Annotated in this window: 17 protein-coding genes; 5 read left to right on the top strand and 12 right to left on the bottom strand. The window is 73.8% G+C overall.

Annotated elements, in window-relative coordinates:
* Positions 1-3 precede the first annotated feature (3 nt).
* The 4 genes from tal (at position 4) to pgl (ending at position 4,899) form a co-directional block, all read left to right on the top strand.
* Positions 4-1,110: a transaldolase gene (gene tal, locus HL189_RS13805; RefSeq protein WP_369134281.1), complete on the top strand. Its 1,107-nt coding sequence runs from the start codon at positions 4-6 to the stop codon at positions 1,108-1,110.
* Between the two features lie 138 nt (positions 1,111-1,248).
* Positions 1,249-2,766: a glucose-6-phosphate dehydrogenase gene (gene zwf / locus HL189_RS13800; RefSeq protein WP_369134280.1), complete on the top strand. Its 1,518-nt coding sequence runs from the start codon at positions 1,249-1,251 to the stop codon at positions 2,764-2,766.
* 43 nt (positions 2,767-2,809) lie between these two features.
* Positions 2,810-4,009, top strand: a complete 1,200-nt coding sequence (locus HL189_RS13795; RefSeq protein WP_369134279.1) for a glucose-6-phosphate dehydrogenase assembly protein OpcA — start codon at positions 2,810-2,812, stop codon at positions 4,007-4,009.
* Positions 4,006-4,899 (top strand): 6-phosphogluconolactonase, encoded by an 894-nt coding sequence (gene pgl / locus HL189_RS13790; protein ID WP_369134278.1) that lies wholly within the window; start codon positions 4,006-4,008, stop codon positions 4,897-4,899. Before HL189_RS13795 ends, pgl begins: the two co-directional genes overlap by 4 nt.
* Positions 4,900-4,959: 60 nt before the next feature.
* Here pgl and HL189_RS13785 read toward each other — a convergent pair whose 3' ends face one another.
* The 12 genes from HL189_RS13785 to HL189_RS13730 all read right to left on the bottom strand — a co-directional run bounded on the left by HL189_RS13785 (position 4,960) and on the right by HL189_RS13730 (position 20,744).
* A complete protein-coding gene (locus HL189_RS13785) occupies positions 4,960-5,301 on the bottom strand; it encodes an RNA polymerase-binding protein RbpA (protein WP_222267122.1) in 342 nt (113 codons plus the stop codon).
* A gap of 170 nt (positions 5,302-5,471) precedes the next feature.
* Complete coding sequence (secG, locus tag HL189_RS13780) at positions 5,472-5,705, bottom strand: preprotein translocase subunit SecG (RefSeq protein ID WP_369134277.1); 234 nt, start codon at positions 5,703-5,705, stop codon at positions 5,472-5,474.
* A 237-nt stretch (positions 5,706-5,942) separates the two neighbouring features.
* Entirely contained in the window at positions 5,943-7,718 is a 1,776-nt protein-coding gene (locus HL189_RS13775; protein WP_369134276.1) for an ABC transporter substrate-binding protein, read from the bottom strand.
* Between the two features lie 36 nt (positions 7,719-7,754).
* Positions 7,755-8,567: a triose-phosphate isomerase gene (tpiA, locus tag HL189_RS13770; protein ID WP_369134275.1), complete on the bottom strand. Its 813-nt coding sequence runs from the start codon at positions 8,565-8,567 to the stop codon at positions 7,755-7,757.
* A 10-nt stretch (positions 8,568-8,577) separates the two neighbouring features.
* Positions 8,578-9,786 carry a phosphoglycerate kinase gene (gene pgk / locus HL189_RS13765; protein ID WP_369134274.1) on the bottom strand — a complete coding sequence of 403 codons (1,209 nt, stop codon included), beginning with the start codon at positions 9,784-9,786 and terminating at the stop codon, positions 8,578-8,580.
* Complete coding sequence (gene gap, locus HL189_RS13760; RefSeq protein WP_369134273.1) at positions 9,786-10,793, bottom strand: type I glyceraldehyde-3-phosphate dehydrogenase; 1,008 nt, start codon at positions 10,791-10,793, stop codon at positions 9,786-9,788. Before gap ends, pgk begins: the two co-directional genes overlap by 1 nt.
* A 167-nt stretch (positions 10,794-10,960) precedes the next feature.
* Positions 10,961-11,941 (bottom strand): DNA-binding protein WhiA, encoded by a 981-nt coding sequence (whiA, locus tag HL189_RS13755; protein ID WP_222267132.1) that lies wholly within the window; start codon positions 11,939-11,941, stop codon positions 10,961-10,963.
* Positions 11,942-12,067: 126 nt separating this feature from the next.
* Positions 12,068-13,000: a uridine diphosphate-N-acetylglucosamine-binding protein YvcK gene (gene yvcK, locus HL189_RS13750; protein ID WP_369134272.1), complete on the bottom strand. Its 933-nt coding sequence runs from the start codon at positions 12,998-13,000 to the stop codon at positions 12,068-12,070.
* A gap of 20 nt (positions 13,001-13,020) precedes the next feature.
* Positions 13,021-13,914 (bottom strand): RNase adapter RapZ, encoded by an 894-nt coding sequence (gene rapZ / locus HL189_RS13745; protein WP_369134271.1) that lies wholly within the window; start codon positions 13,912-13,914, stop codon positions 13,021-13,023.
* Positions 13,915-14,000: 86 nt separating this feature from the next.
* The gene (uvrC, locus tag HL189_RS13740; RefSeq protein WP_369134270.1) at positions 14,001-16,067 is read right to left on the bottom strand and encodes an excinuclease ABC subunit UvrC; all 2,067 of its coding nucleotides are present in this window, start codon (positions 16,065-16,067) and stop codon (positions 14,001-14,003) included.
* A 191-nt stretch (positions 16,068-16,258) separates the two neighbouring features.
* Positions 16,259-19,150, bottom strand: a complete 2,892-nt coding sequence (gene uvrA / locus HL189_RS13735) for an excinuclease ABC subunit UvrA (RefSeq protein WP_369134269.1) — start codon at positions 19,148-19,150, stop codon at positions 16,259-16,261.
* A 178-nt stretch (positions 19,151-19,328) separates the two neighbouring features.
* Entirely contained in the window at positions 19,329-20,744 is a 1,416-nt protein-coding gene (locus HL189_RS13730; protein WP_369134268.1) for an amidase, read from the bottom strand.
* Positions 20,745-20,790: 46 nt separating this feature from the next.
* Here HL189_RS13730 and HL189_RS13725 point away from each other — a divergent pair, with 46 nt between their 5' ends.
* On the top strand, positions 20,791-21,471 hold the full coding sequence (locus tag HL189_RS13725; protein ID WP_369134267.1) for an MBL fold metallo-hydrolase: 681 nt from the start codon (positions 20,791-20,793) through the stop codon (positions 21,469-21,471).
* Position 21,472: the final 1 nt, after the last annotated feature.

Genomic DNA, 21,472 nt, shown 5'->3' with positions numbered 1-21,472 from the left:
GTCATGGCCCAGAACGAGAACCTGGCCCAGCTGTCGAAGGCGGGGGTCGCCGTCTGGCTCGACGACCTGTCGCGCGACCGCATCCGCAGCGGCAACCTGCAGTCGCTGGTCGACGAGCACAGCGTCGTCGGCGTCACCACCAACCCGAGCATCTTCGCCGCGGCGATCAGCGGCTCGAAGTCCTACGACGACCAGCTGCACGCGATGGCCGTCCGCAAGGTCAGCGTCGAGGAGGCGCTGCGCACCATCACCGCCGCCGACGTCCGGGACGCCTGCGACCTGCTCGCGCCGGTCGCTGCGCGCACCGGCCGGGACGGCCGCGTCTCGCTGGAAGTGGCCCCGGGCCTGGCGCACGACACCGACGCCACCGCCGCCGAGGCGGCGCACCTGTGGTGGCTGGTGAACCGGCCGAACCTGTTCATCAAGATCCCGGCGACGGTCGCGGGCCTGCCTGCGATCACCACGACCATCGCCAAGGGCATCAGCGTCAACGTCACCCTGATCTTCAGCCCCGAGCGGTACCGGGCGGTCATGGACGCCTACCTGTCCGGGCTGGAGCAGCGGCTGGCCGACGACCCGGACGCCTCCTTCGAGGGCATCGAGTCCGTCGCGTCCTTCTTCGTCTCCCGCGTGGACACCGAGATCGACAAGCGGCTCGACGCGGTCGGGGCCGACGCCTCCCTCAAGGGCAAGGCCGGCATCGCCAACGCCCAGCTGGCGTACCAGGCCTACGAGGAGGTGTTCTCCTCCGACCGCTGGAAGGCGCTAGAGGCCAAGGGGGCGCAGCCGCAGCGGCCGCTGTGGGCCTCGACCGGGGTCAAGAACCCGGAGTACTCCGACACGATGTACATCAGCGAGCTGATCGCGCCGGACACGGTCAACACCATGCCGGAGAAGACGCTGATGGCCTACGCCGACCACGGTCAGCCGGGCACCGCGGTCCAGGAGGCCTACGCCGACGCCGAGCAGGTCATGAAGTCGGTGGCCGAGGCCGGGGTCGACCTGGACGACGTGTTCCGCGTGCTCGAGGAGGAGGGCGTGCAGAAGTTCGTCGACTCCTGGGACGAGCTGACCACCTCGGTGGAGGAGCAGCTGGAGGACAAGGCCTGACCGGGCGGACGCCGGCGAGGCCGTCCTCCGCCGGCGTCCGCGCCGCACGTCCGCACCACCCGGAACAGTCCCGCCGTCCGGCGCAGCGCCGAGCCGGACGGCGGGTCCCCTCGCCACCCCTCCGAGGACGGAACCCCGATGTCTTCCAACCCGCTGCGCGATCCGCGGGACCGGCGGCTGCCCAGGGTGCCGGAACCCTGTGCGCTCGTGGTCTTCGGCATCACCGGCGACCTGGCGCGCAAGAAGCTGCTCCCGGCGGTCTACGACCTGGCCAACCGGGGACTCCTGCCCACCAACTTCGCCCTCCTCGGTTTCGCCCGGCGCGACTGGGGCGACGTCGAGTTCTCCGAGCTGGCCCGCTCCGCCGCCCGTGAGCACGCCCGGACCCCGTGGCGCGAGGAGGTCTGGGAGCGGCTGGCGAACAGCGTCCACTTCGTGCAGGGGTCGTTCGACGACGACAACGCCTTCGACGAGCTGGCCGGCGCGCTGACCGAGCTCGAGGGCAGCCACGGGATCGGCGGCAACGCGGCGTTCTACCTGTCCATCCCGCCGGCGATGTTCCCCGTCGTGCTCAAGCAGATGCAGCGCACCGGGATGGCCGAGAGCAACCGGGGGCGCTGGCGGCGCGTGGTCGTGGAGAAGCCCTTCGGGCACGACCTGGCCTCCAGCCGTGAGCTCAACGAGCTCGTCGACTCGGTCTTCAGCGCCGACGACGTCTTCCGCATCGACCACTACCTGGGCAAGGAGACGGTCCAGAACCTGCTGGCGCTGCGGTTCGCGAACACCCTGTTCGAGCCGGTCTGGAACGGCCACCACGTCGACTCGGTGCAGATCACCATGGCCGAGGACGTCGGCATCGGCGGCCGCGCCGGGTTCTACGAGAAGACCGGCGCCGCCCGGGACGTGCTGCAGAACCACCTGCTGCAGCTGCTGGCGCTCACCGCGATGGAGGAACCGGTCGAGTTCTCCGCGGAGGAGATCCGCACCGAGAAGCTGAAGGTGCTCCGCGCGATCTCGGTGCCGGAGGACAAGGAGCGCTTCGCCGTCCGCGGGCAGTACGAGCAGGGCTGGCTGGCCGGGCAGCGGGCCATCGGGTACCGGGAGGAGGAGGGCGTCAGCCCGGAGTCCAGCACCGAGACCTACGCCGCGGTGCGGCTGGGGGTGGAGACCCGCCGCTGGGCCGGCGTCCCCTTCTACCTGCGCGCCGGCAAGCGGCTCCCACGCCGGGTCACCGAGATCGCCCTGGTGTTCAAGCGCGCCCCGCACCTGCCGTTCGCGCCCACCGACACCGAGGAGCTCGGCCACAACCAGCTCGTGATCCGCGTCCAGCCCGACGAGGGGGTGACCCTCAAGTTCGGCTCGAAGGTGCCCGGCAGCGTCATGGAGGTCCGGGACGTCGCCATGGACTTCCTCTACGGCGAGCAGTTCACCGAGGCGAGCCCGGAGGCCTACGAGCGCCTGCTGCTCGACGTCCTCCTCGGCGACGCCACCCTCTTCCCGCGCAACGCCGAGGTCGAGGCCTCCTGGGCGGTCATCGACCCGCTCGAGGAGTTCTGGGTCGGCACCACGCCGCACCCCTACCGGGCCGGCGAGTGGGGTCCGCGCGCCGCCGACGCGATGCTCGAGGCCGAGGGACGTCAGTGGCGCCGGCCGTGACCCCGTCCCTCCCCTCCCCCGTGCCCGCTCCCGAGGAGACCCCGTGACCACGCTCTGGGACACCACCGGATCCGCGGTGGTCAAGGAACTCGCCGCCCAGCGCCGCACCGGCGGGGCGGTGATGAGCGGCGTCGCGCTGACCCTGGTCGTCGTCGCCGACGAGCGCCGGGTCGCCGAGGCCGAGCAGGCGGCGACGGCGGCCGCCGAGCTGCACCCGTGCCGGCTGCTCGTCGTGGTCCGCCGCCAGGTGGAGGCCCCGATGCCGCGGCTGGACGCCGAGGTGCAGATCGGGGGCCGGCTGGGCCCCGGCGAGGCCGTGGTCATGCGCATGTACGGACGGCTGGGTCTGCACGCCGAGTCGGTCGTGCTGCCCCTGCTGGCCGCCGACGCCCCGGTCGTCACCTGGTGGCACGAGTCGCCGCCGGAGCTCATCGCCCACGACGCCCTCGGGGTGATCGCCGGCCGGCGGATCACCGACTCGTCGCTGACCGACGACCCGGTGGCCGCGCTGCAGATGCGGGCGCGGGACTACGCCCCCGGCGACACCGACCTCGCCTGGACCCGCAGCACGCCCTGGCGGGCCATCCTCGCCTCCAGCCTGGACTCGGTCTCCGGCCGGCGCGGCGAGCCGGTCCGGGTGGAGGGCGGTCAGATCGAGGGCGACCCCGGCAACGCCACCGCCCGGCTGGTGGCCGGGTGGCTGTCCTCCCGCTGCGGCTGCAGCGTCCCCGTGGTGCGGGGCGAGCGCAGTCCTGGTCCGTCGGGCATCTCCGGGGTGGTCCTGCGACTGGACGAGGACGAGGAGGTGCGCCTGCACGACGACCGCAAGGGCGGCGCGGTGATCAGCCAGCCCTACCGGCCCGACGCCGTGGTGGCGCTGCCCGAGCGCACGCTGGGCGAGCTGGTCGGCGAGGAGCTGCGGCGGCTGGACCCCGACGAGCCCTACAGCGAGGCGCTGGAGGCGGTCACCGGGATGTCCGCACTGAGTGAGCGGAGCGCCAGCCGGGACCACATCTGGCACGACCCGATGCGCCCCGACCAGTCGGCGCCGGGCAACGACGGCGACGGCCGGACGTCCACCCCGGCCGCCGCCCGGCCGGCACCGACCGTCCCGGTCACCTCGGCGGACACCGACGAGGTCGCCCAGAGCGGGGAGCACGACGACCCCCGGGACGACTCCGACGAGCAGCAGGTCGTGCAGTCGGCGGACGCGCCGTCTGCCGGGGAGGCGACGCGGCGATGACCCAGCAGTCCCCGGGGGACCGGATCGACGAGGCGCTCGCCGACCACGGCCGGCCCCGGCACGAGGGCCAGACGCCGGACGTGGTCGTCCAGCCGGACGCCGAGCACCTGGCGCGGGTGGTCGCCTCCGCGTTGGTGGCCCGGCTGGCGGCGGCCCAGGCCGTGCACGGGACGGCGTCGGTGGTGCTCACCGGCGGGGGGATCGGCACCGCCGTCCTCGAGCGGGTCGCCGACCTCGCCGCGGAGCCCGAGCACGCCGTCGTGGACTGGCAGCAGGTGGACGTGTGGTGGGGCGACGAGCGGTTCCTGCCGGCCGGCTCCGACGACCGCAACGAGACCGGCGCCCGCACCGCCTTCCTCGACCGGGTGGGCCTGGACCCGGAGCGGGTGCACCCCATGCCGTCCTCGGACGCCGGCTTCGACGAGCCGGAGGACGCCGCCGCCTGGTACACCGAGCAGCTCGCGGCCGCGGCGACGCCACCCGGGCCGGCGGGCCCTCCGCAGGAGTCCGCCGCGAGCGCGGAGGCGGCCGGGGGCAGCGGGGGCCTTCGACTCCCCCGCTTCGACGTGCTGATGCTCGGCATGGGCGGGGAGGGGCACGTGGCGTCGATCTTCCCGGGGTCGCCGGCCGCGCGGGACGAACGGCCGGTGGTCGCCGTCCGGGACTGCCCCAAGCCGCCACCCACCCGGGTCAGCCTCGGGTTCCCGGCCATCACCTCCGCCGAGGAGGTGTGGCTGCTGGTCAGCGGCGAGGCGAAGGCCGACGCGGTGGCCCGGGCGCTGTCGGGCGACGTGACCCCGGTGGAGCTGCCGGCCGCCGGCGCCCGGGGCACCCGGGCCACCCGCTGGCTGCTCGACGAGGCCGCCGCGAGCAGGCTGCCGCGCGCCTGAGGGAGAGACCCCGGACACGACGATGGCCGGCCACCCTCGGGGTGGCCGGCCATCGGTCGATCATGCGCCGCGGCGGGCCCGCAACCGGGACAGCGCCTCCTCGAGGAGTGCGTCACCGTCAGCGTCGCTGCGCCGCTCGCGGACGTAGGCCAGATGCGTCTTGTAGGGCTCCGTGCGCGGTGCCGGCGGCGGGTTCTGCTCGTCGAGGCCGGCCGGGAGGCCACACCGCGGGCAGTCCCAGGTCTCCGGCAGCTCGACGTCGGCCGCGAAGGCTATCCGGGACTCGTGTCCGTTCGCGCACCAGAAGCCGACCCGCCGGCGCGGCGCGGCCTCGCCCCGCTCGGCCTCCCCCATCGGCCCCGCACCGACCCGACTGCCCCGGATCGCGTTCCCACCAGCCACGAGCGGCCCCCTGATCGTCGCCTCGACGCGGCACCGAGTTGATCACCGCCCGGGCAGTCTAGGGCCTCCCCGGCCGGACTCAGGTCACGATGCGAACACCGTCTGTATCGGCTCGCAAGCGTCCGGAAGAACTGCGGTTCTCAGCCCGGCCGTTCCGCGGAACGGCCAGGTCAACCGGCCTTGATGAGGATGCCGAGCGCGACGATGCAGACGGTCCAGACCAGGCCGGCGAAGACGGTCATCCGGTTGAGGTTCTTCTCCACCACCGAGCTGCCCGACAGCTGCGAGGAGACCGCGCCACCGAACATCGAGGACAGCCCACCGCCCTTGCCGCGGTGCAGCAGGATGAGCACCACGAGCACGATGCTGGTGAGCACCAGCAGCACGTTGAGGACCAGCTCCATGCGATTTCTCCTGTCCCGTGGGCACGGGTGACGGCAGGCACCCTGACGGGCGGGACTGACGGCGGACACTGCTCGGGCCGGGGAGCCGGCCTCTCGACGTTCCAGCCTAGCCGACCGCCGGTGGCGTCCCCCGCGACCGACTCGTCGGGCCGACCCGTCAGCCCACCCTGTCGCCCGTCGCCCGTCGGCTTCCGCGCCCCCGGTCGCTGGCGCTCCCTGCGATGCTCCCTGCGGCTGTCAGCCGACGCCGGCAGTGGCCACGTCGTAGCCCCCGTAGGGCTGCATGACCACGCCGTTGCGCAGCCGTTGCCCGCTCAGCAGCTGGACCTTGTTGGTGGCCAGCGGCACGTACACGCCGGTCTCCTCCACCGCGCCGACCACCTGCTGCCAGGCCTCGTCGGCGGCCGCCGGCTCCGCGGCCGCGCGGGCGGTGTCGACCAGGGCGTTGATCTCCGGGACGCCGAGGTGGGCGTAGTTGGTGTTGCCCACCGTGCGGATGGACCGCCCGTCGACCAGCGGCACCAGGAACGACGCCGGGGTCGGGAAGTCCGCCGTCCAGGTGGCCAGCACGATGCCGTAGCCGTTCGCGGTGACCGACTCGGGGTTGCCGACGTCGGTGGCGTAGTACGTGGTCGGGTCCAGCCGCCGCACGTCCGCCGTGATGCCGACCTCGGCGAGTGCCCCGGACACGGTGTCCGCCAGGGCGACGGCGCCCGTGGCATCGGGGACGGCGAACACCGTGCTGAACCCGTCGGGACGGCCGCACCGCGCCAGCGCCTCCCGGGCGGCGTCGAGGTCCGGCCGCGGATCGGTCTGCTCGGGCCCCCCGTCGAGCGCGCGGGGCCAGAGCCGGGCGGTCCGGACCGCGCTGGTCGCGCCGCCGAGGCTCTCCTGGACCGCGGCCCGGTCGACGACGGCGGCCACCGCGGCCCGGCAGTCGGCGTTGTCCATCGGGGCCACGGTCGTCGGCAGCGCGAGCAGCCGCACCGAGCCGGTGGTCACGTCGTCGACGCGGGCGGCGACCTGCTCGTCGTCCAGCCGGCCGGTGGTGATGGTCTGCTGCACCCCGCTGCCGGACACGTCGATGTCGGCCGAGCCGGCCAGCAGCGCCTGGTCGCGGGCCAGGCCGGACATGCCGGTGCGGACGACGACCGCGTCGGGCAGCGCGGTGCGCACCTCGTCGGTCGCCGGGTCCCACTCCGGGTTGCGCTCCAGCCGGATGCCGGCCCGGGGATCGACGGAGGTGACCGTGTACGGCCCCGACGACACCGGGTCGGCCCCGTAGGCGCCGGCGGCCTGCTCGCCGACCGGCACCGGGCTGCTGGAGGGCAGCGCCATCACGAACGGGAAGTCCAGAGCGGGGGTGGTCAGCGTGAAGGTGATCGTCCGGTCGTCGGGCGTGGCGATCGAGCCGAGGCCGAGCCTGTCCGGGGTCTCGTCCTGGTAGGGACCCGCGTAGGGGTTGGCCGGGTCGTCGAGCAGGTCGACGACGTAGCTGGGGCCGCCCACCACGACGTCGGAGGCGAAGGACCGCTCGATGCCGTACTTGACGTCCCGGGAGGTGATGGGCTGGCCGTTCTCGAAGCGGACGCCGTCCTTGAGCGTCCAGGTCCAGGTCCGCCCGCCGTCGGGTGTGGTGCCCAGGTCGGTGGCGAGGTCGGGGACCAGCTCGTCGGTCCGCCCCGGCTCGCTCGAGTAGGTCACCAACGTGCGGACGTACAGCCGCATCAGGTTCCAGACACCGGGCACGTAGGAGCGCTGCGGGTCCAGGCTGTCCACCTCGCCGGTCACCAGCCGGAGCGTGCCGCCGGTCGCGTCCGACGGGGCGCGCACCCCGTCGACCCCCGCGCCGGCCTCCCCGGTGAGGGTTGGCACCCCGGCCACGCCGCTGTTGCCGCTGCCGCAGCCGGCCAGCAGCCCGAGGACGAGCAGGAGGGACAGCACGACGGCCGGCCGGTGCGCGCCCCGGAGGGGACGGCGGCCGGCCGGCCGTCGGTCAGTGCGGTGGATCACCGTGGTGCTGCTCCGCCCGGTCAGTGCCGGCGGCGGTCAGCCCCCGTCGGCGGCGTGTCGACAGATCGATGCGAACTCGTCGGCGTCCAGGCTGGCACCGCCGACGAGCGCTCCGTCGACGTCCGGCCCGGCGAGGATGCCGGCCGCGCTACCGGCCTTCACCGACCCGCCGTAGAGGATACGGACGCCCGCCGCCGTCCCCGGGCCGAAGCTCTCGGCGAGCCGCGCCCGGAGTGCCGCGCAGACCTCCTGCGCGTCGTCCGGGGTGGCCACCTCACCGGTGCCGATGGCCCACACCGGCTCGTAGGCGACCACCAGGCCGCCGAGCTGCTCGGCGGTCAGCCCGGCCAGGGCCGCGTCGAGCTGGCCGGTGCAGTGCGCGACGTGCGCGCCGGCCCGCCGGACGTCGAGCCCCTCGCCCACGCAGAGCAGCGGGGTGAGCCCGTGCCGCAGCGCGGCCTGCACCTTGGCCGCGACGACGGCGTCGTCCTCGGCGTGCAGCGTGCGCCGCTCCGAGTGACCGACGACGACGTACTGGCAGGCCAGCGCCGCCAGCATCACCCCGCTGACCTCGCCGGTGTAGGCACCGGAGTCCTGCGCCGAGAGGTCCTGCGCGCCGTACCCGATCCCCAGCTTGTCCCCCGCGACCAGCGTCTGGACGCTGCGCAGCGCGGTGAACGGCGGGAGCACGACCACCTCGGCGGCCTCGAGCTGGACCTCGGTGAGCGAGAACGCCAGCTTCTGGACCAGCCCGATGGCCTCGAGGTGGGTCAGGTTCATCTTCCAGTTGCCCGCGATGAGCGGACGGCGCCCCTCGCGGACCGCCGGGGTGTTCCTCGTGCGTGCCATCGCCATCCCCTCAGTCGGCGAGCGCCGCGAGACCCGGCAGCTGCCGGCCCTCGAGGTACTCCAGGGACGCGCCGCCCCCGGTGCTGATGTGCCCGTACGCAGCCTCGTCGAGGCCGAGCTGCCGGACGGCGGCGGCGGAGTCGCCCCCGCCGACCACCGACAGCCCGTCGACCGCGGCGACCGCCTGCGCGATCCCGCGGGTGCCGGCCTGGAAGGGGGCCAGCTCGAAGACGCCCATCGGCCCGTTCCAGAACACGGTGCGCGCGTCCCCGAGCGCGGAACCGAACAGCTCCACGGTGCGCGGGCCCACGTCGAGACCCATCTGCCCGTCCGGGATCCCCTCCACCGGGACCACGGTGGTCTCGGCGTCGGCGCTGAACTCCGGCGCGCACACGACGTCGAGCGGCAGCACGATGCGGTTCCCCGCCTCGGCCAGCAGCCGTCGGCAGGTGTCGACCTGGTCGGCCTCCAGCAGCGACTTCCCGACGCCGTGCCCCTGGGCGGCCAGGAACGTGAAGCACATCCCGCCGCCCACCAGCAGGGTGTCGACCTTCGGCAGCAGCGCCTCGATGACGGCGAGCTTGTCGCTCACCTTGGAGCCGCCGAGCACCACGACGTAGGGCCGTTCCGGGCTCTCGGTGAGCCGGGTCAGCACCTCCAGCTCCCGCGCGACCAGCCGCCCGGCGGCGTGCGGGAGGCGCTGGGCGATGTCGTACACCGAGGCGTGCTTGCGGTGGACCGCGCCGAAGGCGTCGTCGACGTAGAGGTCGGCCAGCCCGGCCAGCCGGTCGGCGAGCTCCCCGCGGACGGCGTCGTCCTTGCTGGTCTCCGCCGCCTCGAAGCGGACGTTCTCCAGCAGCAGCACGCCCCCGTCGGCGAGCTCCGCCGCCCGGCCGGTGGCGTCCGGCCCGGCGACGTCGGCCGCCAGCGGGACGTCGGTGCCCAGCAGCTCGCCCAGGCGCGCGGCCACCGGCGCGAGGGAGTACTGCGGGTCCGGCTCACCCGCGGGACGGCCCAGGTGCGCGGCCACGACGACCCGGGCGCCGGCCTCCCGCAGCGCCTGGATCGTGGGCACGCTCGCCCGGATCCGGCCGTCGTCGGTGATCGCGGCCGCGCCCTCGCGGAGCCGGGCCTTGTCCAGGGGGACGTTCAGGTCGGCGCGCACCAGGACGCGCCGACCCGCGACCCCGTCGGCGATGAGCTCGTCGACGGACCGCATCACTGGAGCTTGCTGCCGACCAGCACGACGGAGTCGACGAGGCGGTTGGAGTAGCCCCACTCGTTGTCGTACCAGCCGAGCACCTTCGCCATCGGGCCGAACACCTTGGTGAGCTTGGCGTCGTAGATGCACGACGACGGGTCGGTGACGATGTCGGAGGAGACGATCGGCGCGTCGGTGTAGGTGAGGTACTTGCCGAGCGGGCCCGCGGCGGCCTCGCGGTAGGCGGCGTCGATGTCCTCGGCCGAGGCCTCACGGCTCAGCTGGACGGTGAGGTCCGTGGCCGAGCCCGTGGGCACGGGCACGCGGATGGCGTAGCCGTCGAGCTTGCCCTTCAGGTCCGGCAGCACCAGGCCGATGGCCTTGGCGGCACCGGTGGAGGTCGGCACCATGTTGAGCGCGGCGGCGCGGGCCCGGCGGAGGTCCTTGTGCGGGCCGTCCTGCAGGTTCTGGTCGGCGGTGTAGGCGTGGATCGTGGTCATCAGGCCGCGCTCGATGCCGAACGCGTCGTTGAGCACCTTGGCCAGCGGGGCCAGGCAGTTCGTGGTGCAGGACGCGTTGCTGATGATGGTCTGGGAACCGTCGTACAGGTCGTCGTTGACGCCCATGACGATCGTCAGGTCGTCGCCGGTGGCGGGCGCGGAGATGACGACCTTCTTCGCGCCCCCGGAGTCGACGTGCTTGCGCGCGTCATCGGCCTTGGTGAAGAAGCCGGTGGACTCCACGACGACGTCCACGCCGAGCTCGCCCCACGGCAGGTTCCCCGGGTCACGCTCGGCCAGCACCTTGAGGGTGGCACCGCCGACCTTGATGCCGTCCCCGACGGCGGAGACCTCCTCGGGGAACTTGCCCAGGATGCTGTCGTACTTCAGCAGGTGCGCCAGAGCCTCGGGGGTGGTGAGGTCGTTGACCGCCACGATCTCGACGTCCGCGCCGCTGGCGGCCACTGCCCGATAGAAGTTGCGGCCGATCCGACCGAACCCGTTGATCCCGACCCGTACCGTCACTGCGGACCTCCCAGACCGTGTCGCGCAACCGGACCCGGGTGGCCCGGCCGCAGCGTCGACCACGCGTGTGCGCGGCCACATCGCGCCCAGAGCCTATCGGCCCGCACCGTGGCACCCGACCGGCCGGTCCTCGCCTCCGGGGGCGCCGGTGGCGGGGACCGGTCGGGTCACTGCGCCAGCATGTCGTCGGTGACGACGGACTCCGTGTCGGGGATGCCGAGGTCCTTGGCCCGCTTGTCCGCCATGGCCAGCAGACGCCTTATCCGGCCGGCCACCGCGTCCTTGGTCATCGGCGGATCGGCCCGCTGGCCGAGCTCCTCGAGCGAGGCCTGGCCGTGCTCCAGCCGCAGCCGGCCGGCGATCAGCAGGTGCTCGGGAGCGTCGTCGCCGAGGATCTCCAGCGCGCGCTCCACCCGGGCGCTCGCCGCCACCGCCGCCCGCGCCGAGCGGCGCAGGTTGGCGTCGTCGAAGTTGGCCAGCCGGTTGGCGGTGGCGCGGACCTCCCGGCGCATCCGCCGCTCCTCCCAGGCCATGACGGCGTCGTGCGCGCCCATCCGGGTGAGCAGCGCGCTGATCGCGTCGCCGTCCCGCACCACCACGCGGTCGGTGCCGCGCACCTCGCGTGCCTTCGCGCCGATGCCCAGCCGCCGGGCCGCGCCGACCAGCGCCATCGCGGCCTCCGGGCCCGGGCAGGTCACCTCGAGGGACGACGACCGCCCCGGCTCGGTCAGCGAGCCGTGCGCCAGGAAGGCACCCCGCCAGGCGGCCTCGGCGTCGCCGATGCTGCCCGACACCACGGACGGCGGCAGGCCCCGCACCGGGCGGCCCCGCTGGTCGACCAGGCCGGTCTGCCGGGCCAGTCCCTCGCCGTGCTTGGCGATCCGCACCAGGTACCGCACGCCGCGGCGGATGTTGCCGCCGGCCAGGACGCTGACCCCGCTGGTGTAGCCGTAGACCTCGCTGATGTCCCGGCGCAGGCGCCGGGCGACCGAGCCGGTGTCCAGCTCCGCCTCGATGACCACGCGGCCGCCGACGATGTGCAGCCCCCCGGAGAACCGGAGCAGCGCCGTCACCTCGGCCTTGCGCTCGGACGTCTTGGTGCACTCCACGCGGGAGAGCTCGTCCTTGACCATCGCCGTCATCGCCACGACGTCCACCTCCCTGCGCGCCCGCCGCGACCTGCTCTCGTGTCCCCAGCCATCGCCCTCAACGGTTGTTCCTCTCCCCCTGTGTGCCGGCCGTGCCCCGGTCGTGCCGGGGCCCTCCCCCGCCGGTCACCGCGCACCGACCACGGAGGCCAGTGCGGCGGCGAGCCGGGAGGGTTCGTGCCGTGGTGCGCTGTCGGGCGCGGCGACCGGTGCGAGCACCAGCTCCGCCCCACATCCCTGCACAGCAGACAGGAGACCACGCCGGTCAACAACCGCAGCCGCATCCGCGATCACGGTGTGGAGCGACACGCTCCCCAGATGGGCCAGCAGGACGCGCAGGTGCTCCTCCGGCGAGAAGCCGTCGGTCTCCCCCACCTGCGGCTCCAGGTTCAGCACGACGACCACCCGGGCCGGGCTGACCTCCAGTGCCTTGCGCAGTCGCGGGATCAGCAGGTGCGGCAGCACCGAGGTGTACCAGGAGCCCGGGCCCAGGCTGATGACGTCGGCCGCGGCGATCGCCTCGAGCACGGCGTCGGGCACCGGCGGGTCGGCCGGGGACACCTGGATCTCGGTGACGTGGCCGGGCGTGGAGGCGATCGCGACCTGCCCGCGGATCCGGCGGGTCTCCTGCGGGTCGTCGGGATCGACGCTGGTCACCGTCGCGACCAGGTCCAGCGGCACCTCGGCCATCGGCAGCACCCGGCCGGTGGCGCCGAGCAGGTCCTCCACCACCTGGAGGGCGCGAACGCTGTCCCCGCCGTACATCTCCGTGAGACCGGTCAGCACGAGGTTGCCCACCGGGTGCCCGGCCAGCACACCCTCGCCGCCGAACCGGTGCTGCATCAGCCGCACCATCTCCTGGGTCCGCGGGGCGTCCCCGGCCAGCGCTGCCAGCGCCATGCGGAGGTCACCCGGCGGCAGGACCGGCATCTCCCGCCGGATGCGACCGGAGGACCCGCCGTCGTCGGCGACCGTGACCACCGCGGTCACGTCGGGGGTGAGCTGACGCCAGGCGCCCAGGGCGGCTGCCAGGCCGTGGCCGCCTCCGAGGGCGACCACCCTGAGGGGCGGGCCGGCCACTACTCGCGCCCCAGGTCGCGGTGGCGGGCGGTCGCGGGCACGCCCTCGGCGGACAGCCGGCGGGCGAACTCCTCGGCGATGGCGACGCTGCGGTGCTTGCCGCCGGTGCAGCCCACCGCGAGGGTCAGGTAGCGCTTGCCCTCCCGCTGGTACCCGGGCAGGAGCAGCCGGAGCACCTCCATGTACCCGTCCAGGAACGGCTCGGCGGAGTCCTGGGCCAGCACGTAGTCGCGCACCTCGGCGTCCCGGCCGGTCATCGGCCGCAGCTCGGGCACCCAGTGCGGGTTCGGCAGGAAGCGGGCGTCGACCACGAGGTCGGCGTCCAGCGGCAGGCCGTACTTGAACCCGAAGCTCAGCACCGTGGCGACGACCTGCGGGGGTGCCCCGTGCTCGACGAACGCGGACTCCAGGGTGTCCCGCAGCTGGTGCACGTTGAGGTCGCTGGTGTCGATCCAGAGGTCGGCCTCCCCGGCGATGCCGGTGAGCAGCTCCCGTTCGGCGTCGATCCCGTCGATCAGCCGGCCGCTGCCCTGCAGCGGGTGCTCGCGGCGCACCGACTCGTACCGGCGGATCAGCACCTCGTTGCGGGCGTGCACGTACACCACCCGCGGCCGGTGCCCGGCCCCGGCGAGCAGCCGGATCGCCTCCTGCAGGTCGCTGGAGAACGCACGGCTGCGCACGTCGACGACGGCGGCGAAGCGGCGCAGGTCGCCGCGGGCGCCCAGCTCGACCATCGGCTGCAGCAGGGCAGGCGGGAGGTTGTCGACGACGAAGAACCCGAGGTCCTCCAGCACCCGGCCGGCGCTGTTCTTGCCGGCACCGGACAGCCCGGTCACCACCACGACGTCCAGCGGTGGCAACTCGGTGGTGCTGCCGTCCAGCGACGGCGGCACGTCGCTCTGCGGTCCCGCCGGCGGCCCCTCGGCCGCACGGTGCTCCCCCGCAGGCCCTCCTCCGGAGGGCGGCGACCCGAGCGCGCTCACGCGCCCGCCCCGGCGGCCGGCCGGACCCGGCCGACCTCGGCCATCTCGCCCGCGGCGGGCCCGTGGACCGGCCGCTCCTGCGCGGCGGAGGGCAGCGCCTCGTCGTCCGGGCCGGCGCCCTCGACGTCGGGGTCGGGCTCGGCGGGCGGCGCCCCCGGCTCGGCGACGGCGGCGAGCACCGCCTCCGCGGTGCGCCGGCCGATCCCGGGCACCGCGGTGAGCTCCTCGACCGTGGCCGCCCGCAGCCGTTTGAGCGAGCCGAACTGCTTCATCAGCGCCTTCCGCCGGGTCTCGCCGAGCCCCGGGACGTCGTCCAACAGCGAGACCAGCATCGTGGTGGATCGTCGCTGCCGGTGGTAGGTGATCGCGAACCGGTGGGCCTCGTCCCGGACCCGCTGCAGCAGGTACAGCGCCTCGGAGGTGCGCGGCAGGATCAACGGGTCGGGGTCGTCGGGCAGCCACACCTCCTCCATGCGCTTGGCCAGGCCGCACACCGCGACGTCGATGATGCCGAGCTCGGCCAGCGACCGGCTCGCGGCGGCCACCTGCGGCGCCCCGCCGTCGACGACCAGCAGGTTCGGCGGGTAGGCGAACCTGCGCGGCCGGCCCTCCTCGGCGGCGATGCCCTGGTCGTCCCGGCGGTCGGCCTCCTCCTTGAGGTGGCGGGCGAACCGCCGGCGGACCACCTCGGCCATCGCCGCGGTGTCGTCGGTGCCCTGCGCGACGGAGAACCGCCGGTAGTCGGACTTCTTGGCCAGGCCGTCCTCGAACACGACCATGCTGGCCACGACGTTGGTGCCCTGGACGTGCGAGATGTCGATGCACTCGATCCGCAGCGGCGCCTCGGGCAGGTCGAGCGCCTCCTGGATCTCGGCGAGCGCCAGGGAGCGGGCGGTGAGGTCGCTGGCCCGCTTCACCCGGTGCCGCGCGAAGGCCTCTTTGGCGTTGCGCTCGACGGTCTCCATGAGGTTGCGCTTGTCGCCGCGCTGGGGCACCCGGAGGGACACCCGGGAGCCGCGCAGCTCGCTGAGCAGCTCGGCGTAGACGTCGGCGTCGTCCGGGAGCTCGGGCACGAGCACCTCGCGCGGCACCGCCTCGCCGGCCTCCCCCACGCCGGTCTGCTCGTCGACCCCGCCGTACACCTGCAGCAGGAACTGCTCGACGAGCTGGCCGGTGGTGATCTCCTCGACCTTGTCGATGATCCAGCCGCGCTGACCGCGGACCCGCCCGCCGCGCACGTGGAAGACCTGCACGGCGGCCTCCAGCTCGTCCTGCGCGAAGGCGACGACGTCGGCGTCGGTGCCGTCCCCGAGGACGACGGCCTGCTTCTCCATGGCCCGTTTGAGGGCGCCGAGGTCGTCGCGCAGCCGGGCGGCCTTCTCGTACTCCATCGCCTCGGCGGCCTCGGCCATCTCCCGCTCGAGCCGCTTGACCATCGAGTCGGTCCGGCCGGCCATGAAGTCGCAGAAGTCGTCGACGATCTCCCGGTGCTCCTCGGCGCTGACCCGGCCGACGCAGGGCGCGGCGCACTTGCCGATGTACCCGAGCAGGCAGGGGCGGCCGATCTGGCTCGCCCGCTTGAAGACGCCGTTGGAGCAGGTGCGGGCCGGGAAGACCCGGGTGAGCGTGTCCAGCGTCTCCCGGATCGCCCAGGCGTGCGCGTAGGGCCCGAAGTACCGGACGCCCTTCTTCTTCGGCCCGCGCATCACCTGCAGCCGCGGGTACTCCTCGTTCAGCGTCACGGCCAGCGACGGATAGCTCTTGTCGTCGCGGTAGCGGACGTTGAAGCGCGGGTCGAACTCCTTGATCCAGTTGTACTCGAGCTGGAGTGCCTCGACCTCGGTGCCGACGATGGTCCACTCGACGGACGCGGCCGTGGTGACCATCTGCCGGGTGCGCGGGTGCAGGCCGGCGACGTCGGCGAAGTAGCTGTTGAGCCGCTGCCGGAGGCTCTTGGCCTTGCCGACGTAGATGACCCGGCCGGCAGGGTCGCGGAACCTGTAGACCCCGGGGCACTCCGGGATGCTGCCGACCGCGGGCCGATACGTGGAGGGGTCGGGCATGTCACCAGATTAGGTCGACACGCCGACAGTCCGGCGGACCCGTCCCGCCCTGCGGGAACGCCCAGCAGAACGCCCGTGGACGACGGCCGTCCGCCCCGCGCCGGCCGTCCGCGGGCGGCACCGCCGGTCGCCGATCCACCCGCCGCCGACGGCTGCCCTCCCGGGCCGGTCCCGGCCCGGGAGGGCGGACGTCAGCTGGCCTTCTTGCGGGCCCGCTTCTTCGGGGCAGCGGCCGCGGCCACCGCCTCCGGGTCCAGGATGGTCGCCAGGAACCGGCCGGTGTGGCTCTCGGGCACCGTCGCGACGAACTCGGGCGGCCCCTCGGCCACGACCTGGCCCCCGCGGAAGCCGCCTTCGGGACCCATGTCGATGATCCAGTCGGCGCTCTTGATCACGTCGAGGTTGTGCTCGATCACGATGACCGAGTTGCCCTTGTCGACCAGGCCTTGGATGACCAGCAGCAGCTTGCGGATGTCCTCGAAGTGCAGTCCGGTGGTGGGCTCGTCGAGGACGTAGATGGTGCGTCCGTTGGACCGCTTCTGCAGCTCGCTGGCGAGCTTCACCCGCTGCGCCTCCCCGCCGGAGAGCGTGGTGGCCGGCTGGCCGAGCCGCACGTAGCCCAGGCCCACGTCGGTGAGCGTGCGCAGGTGCCGGGAGATCGCCGGGATGGCCTCGAAGAAGTCGGCGGCTTCCTCGATCGGCATGTCGAGGACCTCGGCGACCGTCTTGCCCTTGTAGTGCACCTCGAGGGTCTCCCGGTTGAACCGGGCGCCCTTGCACACCTCGCAGGGGACGTACACGTCGGGGAGGAAGTTCATCTCGATCTTCAGCGTGCCGTCGCCGGAGCACGCCTCGCAGCGGCCGCCCTTAACGTTGAAGGAGAAGCGGCCGGGCTGGTAGCCCCGCATCTTGGCCTCGGTGGTGCTGGCGAACAGCTTGCGGACGTGGTCCCAGACGCCGGTGTACGTGGCCGGGTTGGACCGCGGGGTGCGGCCGATCGGCGACTGGTCGACCCCGACCACCTTGTCCAGCTGGTCGAGACCGGTGATGGTCCGGTGCCGGCCGGGCACCATGCGGGCGCGGTTCAGCTCGTTGGCCAGCGTCGTGTAGAGGATGTCGTTGACCAGGCTGGACTTGCCGGAGCCGGAGACCCCGGTCACCGCCACCAGGCAGCCGAGCGGGAAGGCGACGTCGATCCCGCGCAGGGTGTTCTCGCGGGCGCCCTTGACCACCAGCTCCTTGCCCGGGGCGGGCTCCCGGCGGTTCGCCGGGATGGTGATCTCCCGGCGGCCGGACAGGTACTGCCCGGTGAGCGACCGCTCGCTGGCCAGCAGGTCCTGGTAGGTGCCGCTGACCACCACCTCACCGCCGTGCTCGCCGGCACCGGGACCGATGTCCACGATCCAGTCGGCGTGCTTGATCGTGTCCTCGTCGTGCTCGACGACGATCAGGGTGTTGCCCATGTCGCGCAGCCGGACCAGGGTCTCGATCAGCCGGACGTTGTCCCGCTGGTGCAGCCCGATCGACGGCTCGTCGAGCACGTACAGGACGCCGACCAGCCCGGAGCCGATCTGGGTGGCCAGCCGGATCCGCTGCGCCTCGCCGCCGGCGAGGGTGGCCGCCGGGCGGTCCAGGGACAGGTAGTCCAGGCCGACGTCGACGAGGAAGGACAGCCGGGCCTGGATCTCCCGGAGCACGCGGTCGGCGATCGCCTTCTCCCGCTCCCCGAGCTCCAGCGCGCCCAGCCACTGCGACGCCTCGCCGATGGAGAGGTTGGTGACCTCCGCGATCGACCGGCTGTTGAGCTTGACCGCGAGGATCTCCGGCTTGAGCCGGGTGCCGTGGCAGACGGGGCACGGCACGTCGCGCATGTAGCCCTCGTACTTGTCCCGCATGAAGTCGCTGTCGGTGTCCTCGTGCCGGCGCTCGAGGAAGGGCAGCACGCCCTCGAAGGCGGCGTAGTAGCTGCGCTCGCGGCCGTAGCGGTTCTTGTAGCGGACGTGCACCTGGTCGGGCGAGCCGTGCAGGACGGCCTTCTGCACCCGGGCGGGCAGCTTCTCCCACGGGTCCTGCATGGAGAAGCCGAGCATGTCCGCCAGGCCGCTGAGCAGCCGGAGGAAGTACTCGTTGCTCATCGACCCGGCCCACGGCGCGACCGCGCCGTCGGCCAGGCTCTTGGTCGGGTCCGGGATGACGAGGTCCGGGTCGACCTCCTTGCGGGTGCCGATGCCGGTGCACTCCGCGCACGCGCCGAACGGCGAGTTGAAGGAGAAGGACCGCGGCTCGAGCGCCTCGAAGGACAGCCCGTCGTCGATGCAGGCGAGGTGCTCGGAGAAGGTGCGCTCGCGGTGCGGGTCGTCCTCGGGCAGGTCGACGAAGTCCAGCACGACCAGCCCGCCGGCCAGCCCCAGCGCGGTCTCGACCGAGTCGGTGAGCCGCCGCTTCGCGCTCTCCTTCACGGTGAGCCGGTCGACGATCACCTCGATCGTGTGCTTCTCCTGCTTCTTCAGCTTCGGCGGCTCGGTCAGCGGGTGCACGGTGCCGTCGACCCGGACCCGGGAGAACCCCTGGGTCTGCAGCGAGCTGAACAGGTCGACGTACTCGCCCTTGCGTGCCCGGACGACGGGGGCGAGCACCTGGAACTTGGTGCCCTCCGCCATGGCCAGCACCTGGTCGACGATCTGCTGCGGCGTCTGCCGGGAGATCGGCTTGCCGCAGTTGGGGCAGTGCGGCTGACCGGCGCGGGCGTACAGCAGGCGCAGGTAGTCGTAGACCTCGGTGATCGTGCCGACGGTCGACCGCGGGTTGCGGTTGGTGGACTTCTGGTCGATCGAGACCGCCGGGGACAGCCCCTCGATGAAGTCGACGTCCGGCTTGTCCATCTGGCCGAGGAACTGGCGGGCGTAGGCCGACAGCGACTCGACGTACCGGCGCTGGCCCTCGGCGAAGATCGTGTCGAAGGCGAGGCTCGACTTGCCCGAGCCCGAGAGCCCCGTGAACACGATCATCGCGTCGCGGGGCAGGTCGAGGTGGACGTCCTTGAGGTTGTGCTCGCGGGCGCCGCGGACGACGAGCCGGTCCATGTGATCCCTGTCGGTCGCAGTGGTTCGGGTCTGGCTGAGCCAGAGGTGGGACGGTGCTCCGTGCTCTCGCGCGCTGTCGGTCATCGCCGAGGAGAACGCCTCCCCGGTGGGGTGCACTCCCCCGCCGGTGTGTCGGCTGCGTCTCTCCCGGTGACGACGGTGCCCCCGGGACGGCGCGTCAGCCGACCGGGTCCCGGGGGTCGAACACGGGGGCGTGCCGGCGCCAGGGCAGCCGGCGCTCCAGCTCTCCGGCCAGCCAGAGTAGTCGCGTCTCGGAGCCTGCCGGACCGACCAGCTGGACCGCCGTCGGCAGGCCCTCGCGACCGGGACCGGCCGGCAGCACGAGGGCCGGGAGACCGGACAGGTTCCACGCGGCGGCCCACGGCGCCCAGCGCGCGTTGGCGGTGAGGTTGGCCAGCAGGCCGCGCTCGTGCCACGGCCGGGCCGGCAGGGGGAGACCGGTGACGATCGGGGTGAGCAGGACGTCGACGTGGTCGAAGAACTCGCCCATCCGGGACCGGAACAGGGCGGCCACGCCCGGGCGGACCAGCCCGGCCCGGCGGACCCAGCGCCCCAGCTGCGCGTGCCGGCGGCTGCGCGGCTCCAGCGCCGACCGGTCCAGGCCCAGCGCGTCGGCGTCGGCGTCGGCGCCGGCCAGCCAGCGGGCGACGGCGCCGAGGGCGGCGCCCGCGGTGACCGGGGGGTCGCGGTGGACCACGGTGTGCCCGGCGGACCGCAGCTCGGCCACCACGGCGTCGACAGCGGCCCGCCCCGCGGCGTCGAGCCGGACCCCGGGCAGCGGGGAGCGGGTGGAGACCGCGACGCGCAGCGGCGCCCCCTCGCCCGGTGGCGGCCCCGGCTCCGCCCCGGCGAGCACCGCGGAACCGGCGCGCAGGTCGGCCACCGTGGTCGCCAGCACGCCGTTCTCCGCCATCCCCGACCAGCTGTCGGCCCCGATGGACGCCGGGACGACGCCCGACCCGGGTTTCAGCGTGACCAGGCCGCAGGCGGCCGCGGGCAGCCGCAGCGACCCCATCCCGTCGTTGCCCTGGGCCAGCGGCACTATGCCCGCCGCGACCGCGGCCGCGCTGCCGCCCGAGGACCCGGCGGACGAGCGCGCGGTGTCCCAGGGGTTGCGGGTGACGGTGCCCGGACCGTCGGTGGCCGAGTACAGGCACAGCTCGGGCACCCGGGTGATCCCGACGACCACGGCACCGGCCGCCCGCAGCCGGGCCACCACGGGGTGGTCGGTGGGAGCGGGCGCCGGGGAGTGGGCGCGGGACCCGTCGGTGACCACCTCCCCGGCCACGGCGACGTTGTCCTTCACCGCGATGGGCACGCCGGCCAGCGGCAGCCGGTCGCGCCGCGGGGAGGCGTCGACCTCGGCCGCCTCGGCCAGGGCGGCCTCGGTGCGGACCACGCGGAACGCGCCGAGGCGCGCGTCGGCCGCGGCGAGGTGGCGCAGGTGCGCCCGGACGACCTCGACGGCGGACAGCTCGCCGGCGCGCACCCGGGCCGCGATCTCGGTGGCGGGCAGCCCGACCACCCCGGGGTCGTGCAGGGAGGTGGACCCGGGCGCTGCACTACCGTCCATGCGACGAACCTATCCGGGGCCACCGACAGTTCCAGTTGGGAGCGGGATGAGCGCGCAGACCTACACCGGCGACGTCACGGTCGGCGGCCCGGCGGACGTGCGGGCGCTGCCCGGGCTGACCATCCGCAAGCTGGCGGTCAGCGAGATGGCGAACAACGCCTACCTGCTCACCGACACCGGCACCGGGCCCGGCACCGGCCAGTCGGTGCTCGTCGACGCCGCGGCGGAGCCCGCGGCGCTGCTCGCGCTCATCGAGGGCGCCGACCTGCGCGCCGTGGTCACCACGCACGGCCACTGGGACCACCACCGCGCCCTGCCGGAGGTGGTGTCGGCCACCGGCGCGGAGACGATCGCGCACCCGGCCGACGCCGGGGACCTCCCGGTCCCGGTGACCCGGACCGTCGAGCACGGGGACACCGTGGCGGTGGGCGACCAGACGCTGGAGGTCGTGCACCTGCGCGGTCACACCCCCGGGTCGATCGCGCTGGTCTGGCGCGGGCCCGAGGGCGCGGGCACGCACGTGTTCACCGGCGACAGCCTGTTCCCCGGCGGTGTCGGCAACACCCAGCAGGACGCGGCCCGGTTCACCAGCCTGATCGACGACGTCCAGGCCCGGTTGTTCGACGCCCTCCCCGACGACACCTGGGTGTACCCGGGGCACGGGAAGGACACCACGCTCGGCGCAGAGCGCCCGCACCTCGGCGAGTGGCGCGCCCGCGGCTGGTGAC

The organism is Modestobacter sp. I12A-02662 (assembly GCF_041028325.1).
Classification (GTDB): Bacteria; Actinomycetota; Actinomycetes; order Mycobacteriales; family Geodermatophilaceae; genus Modestobacter.
This window is presented reverse-complemented; position numbering and strand designations above follow the sequence as displayed.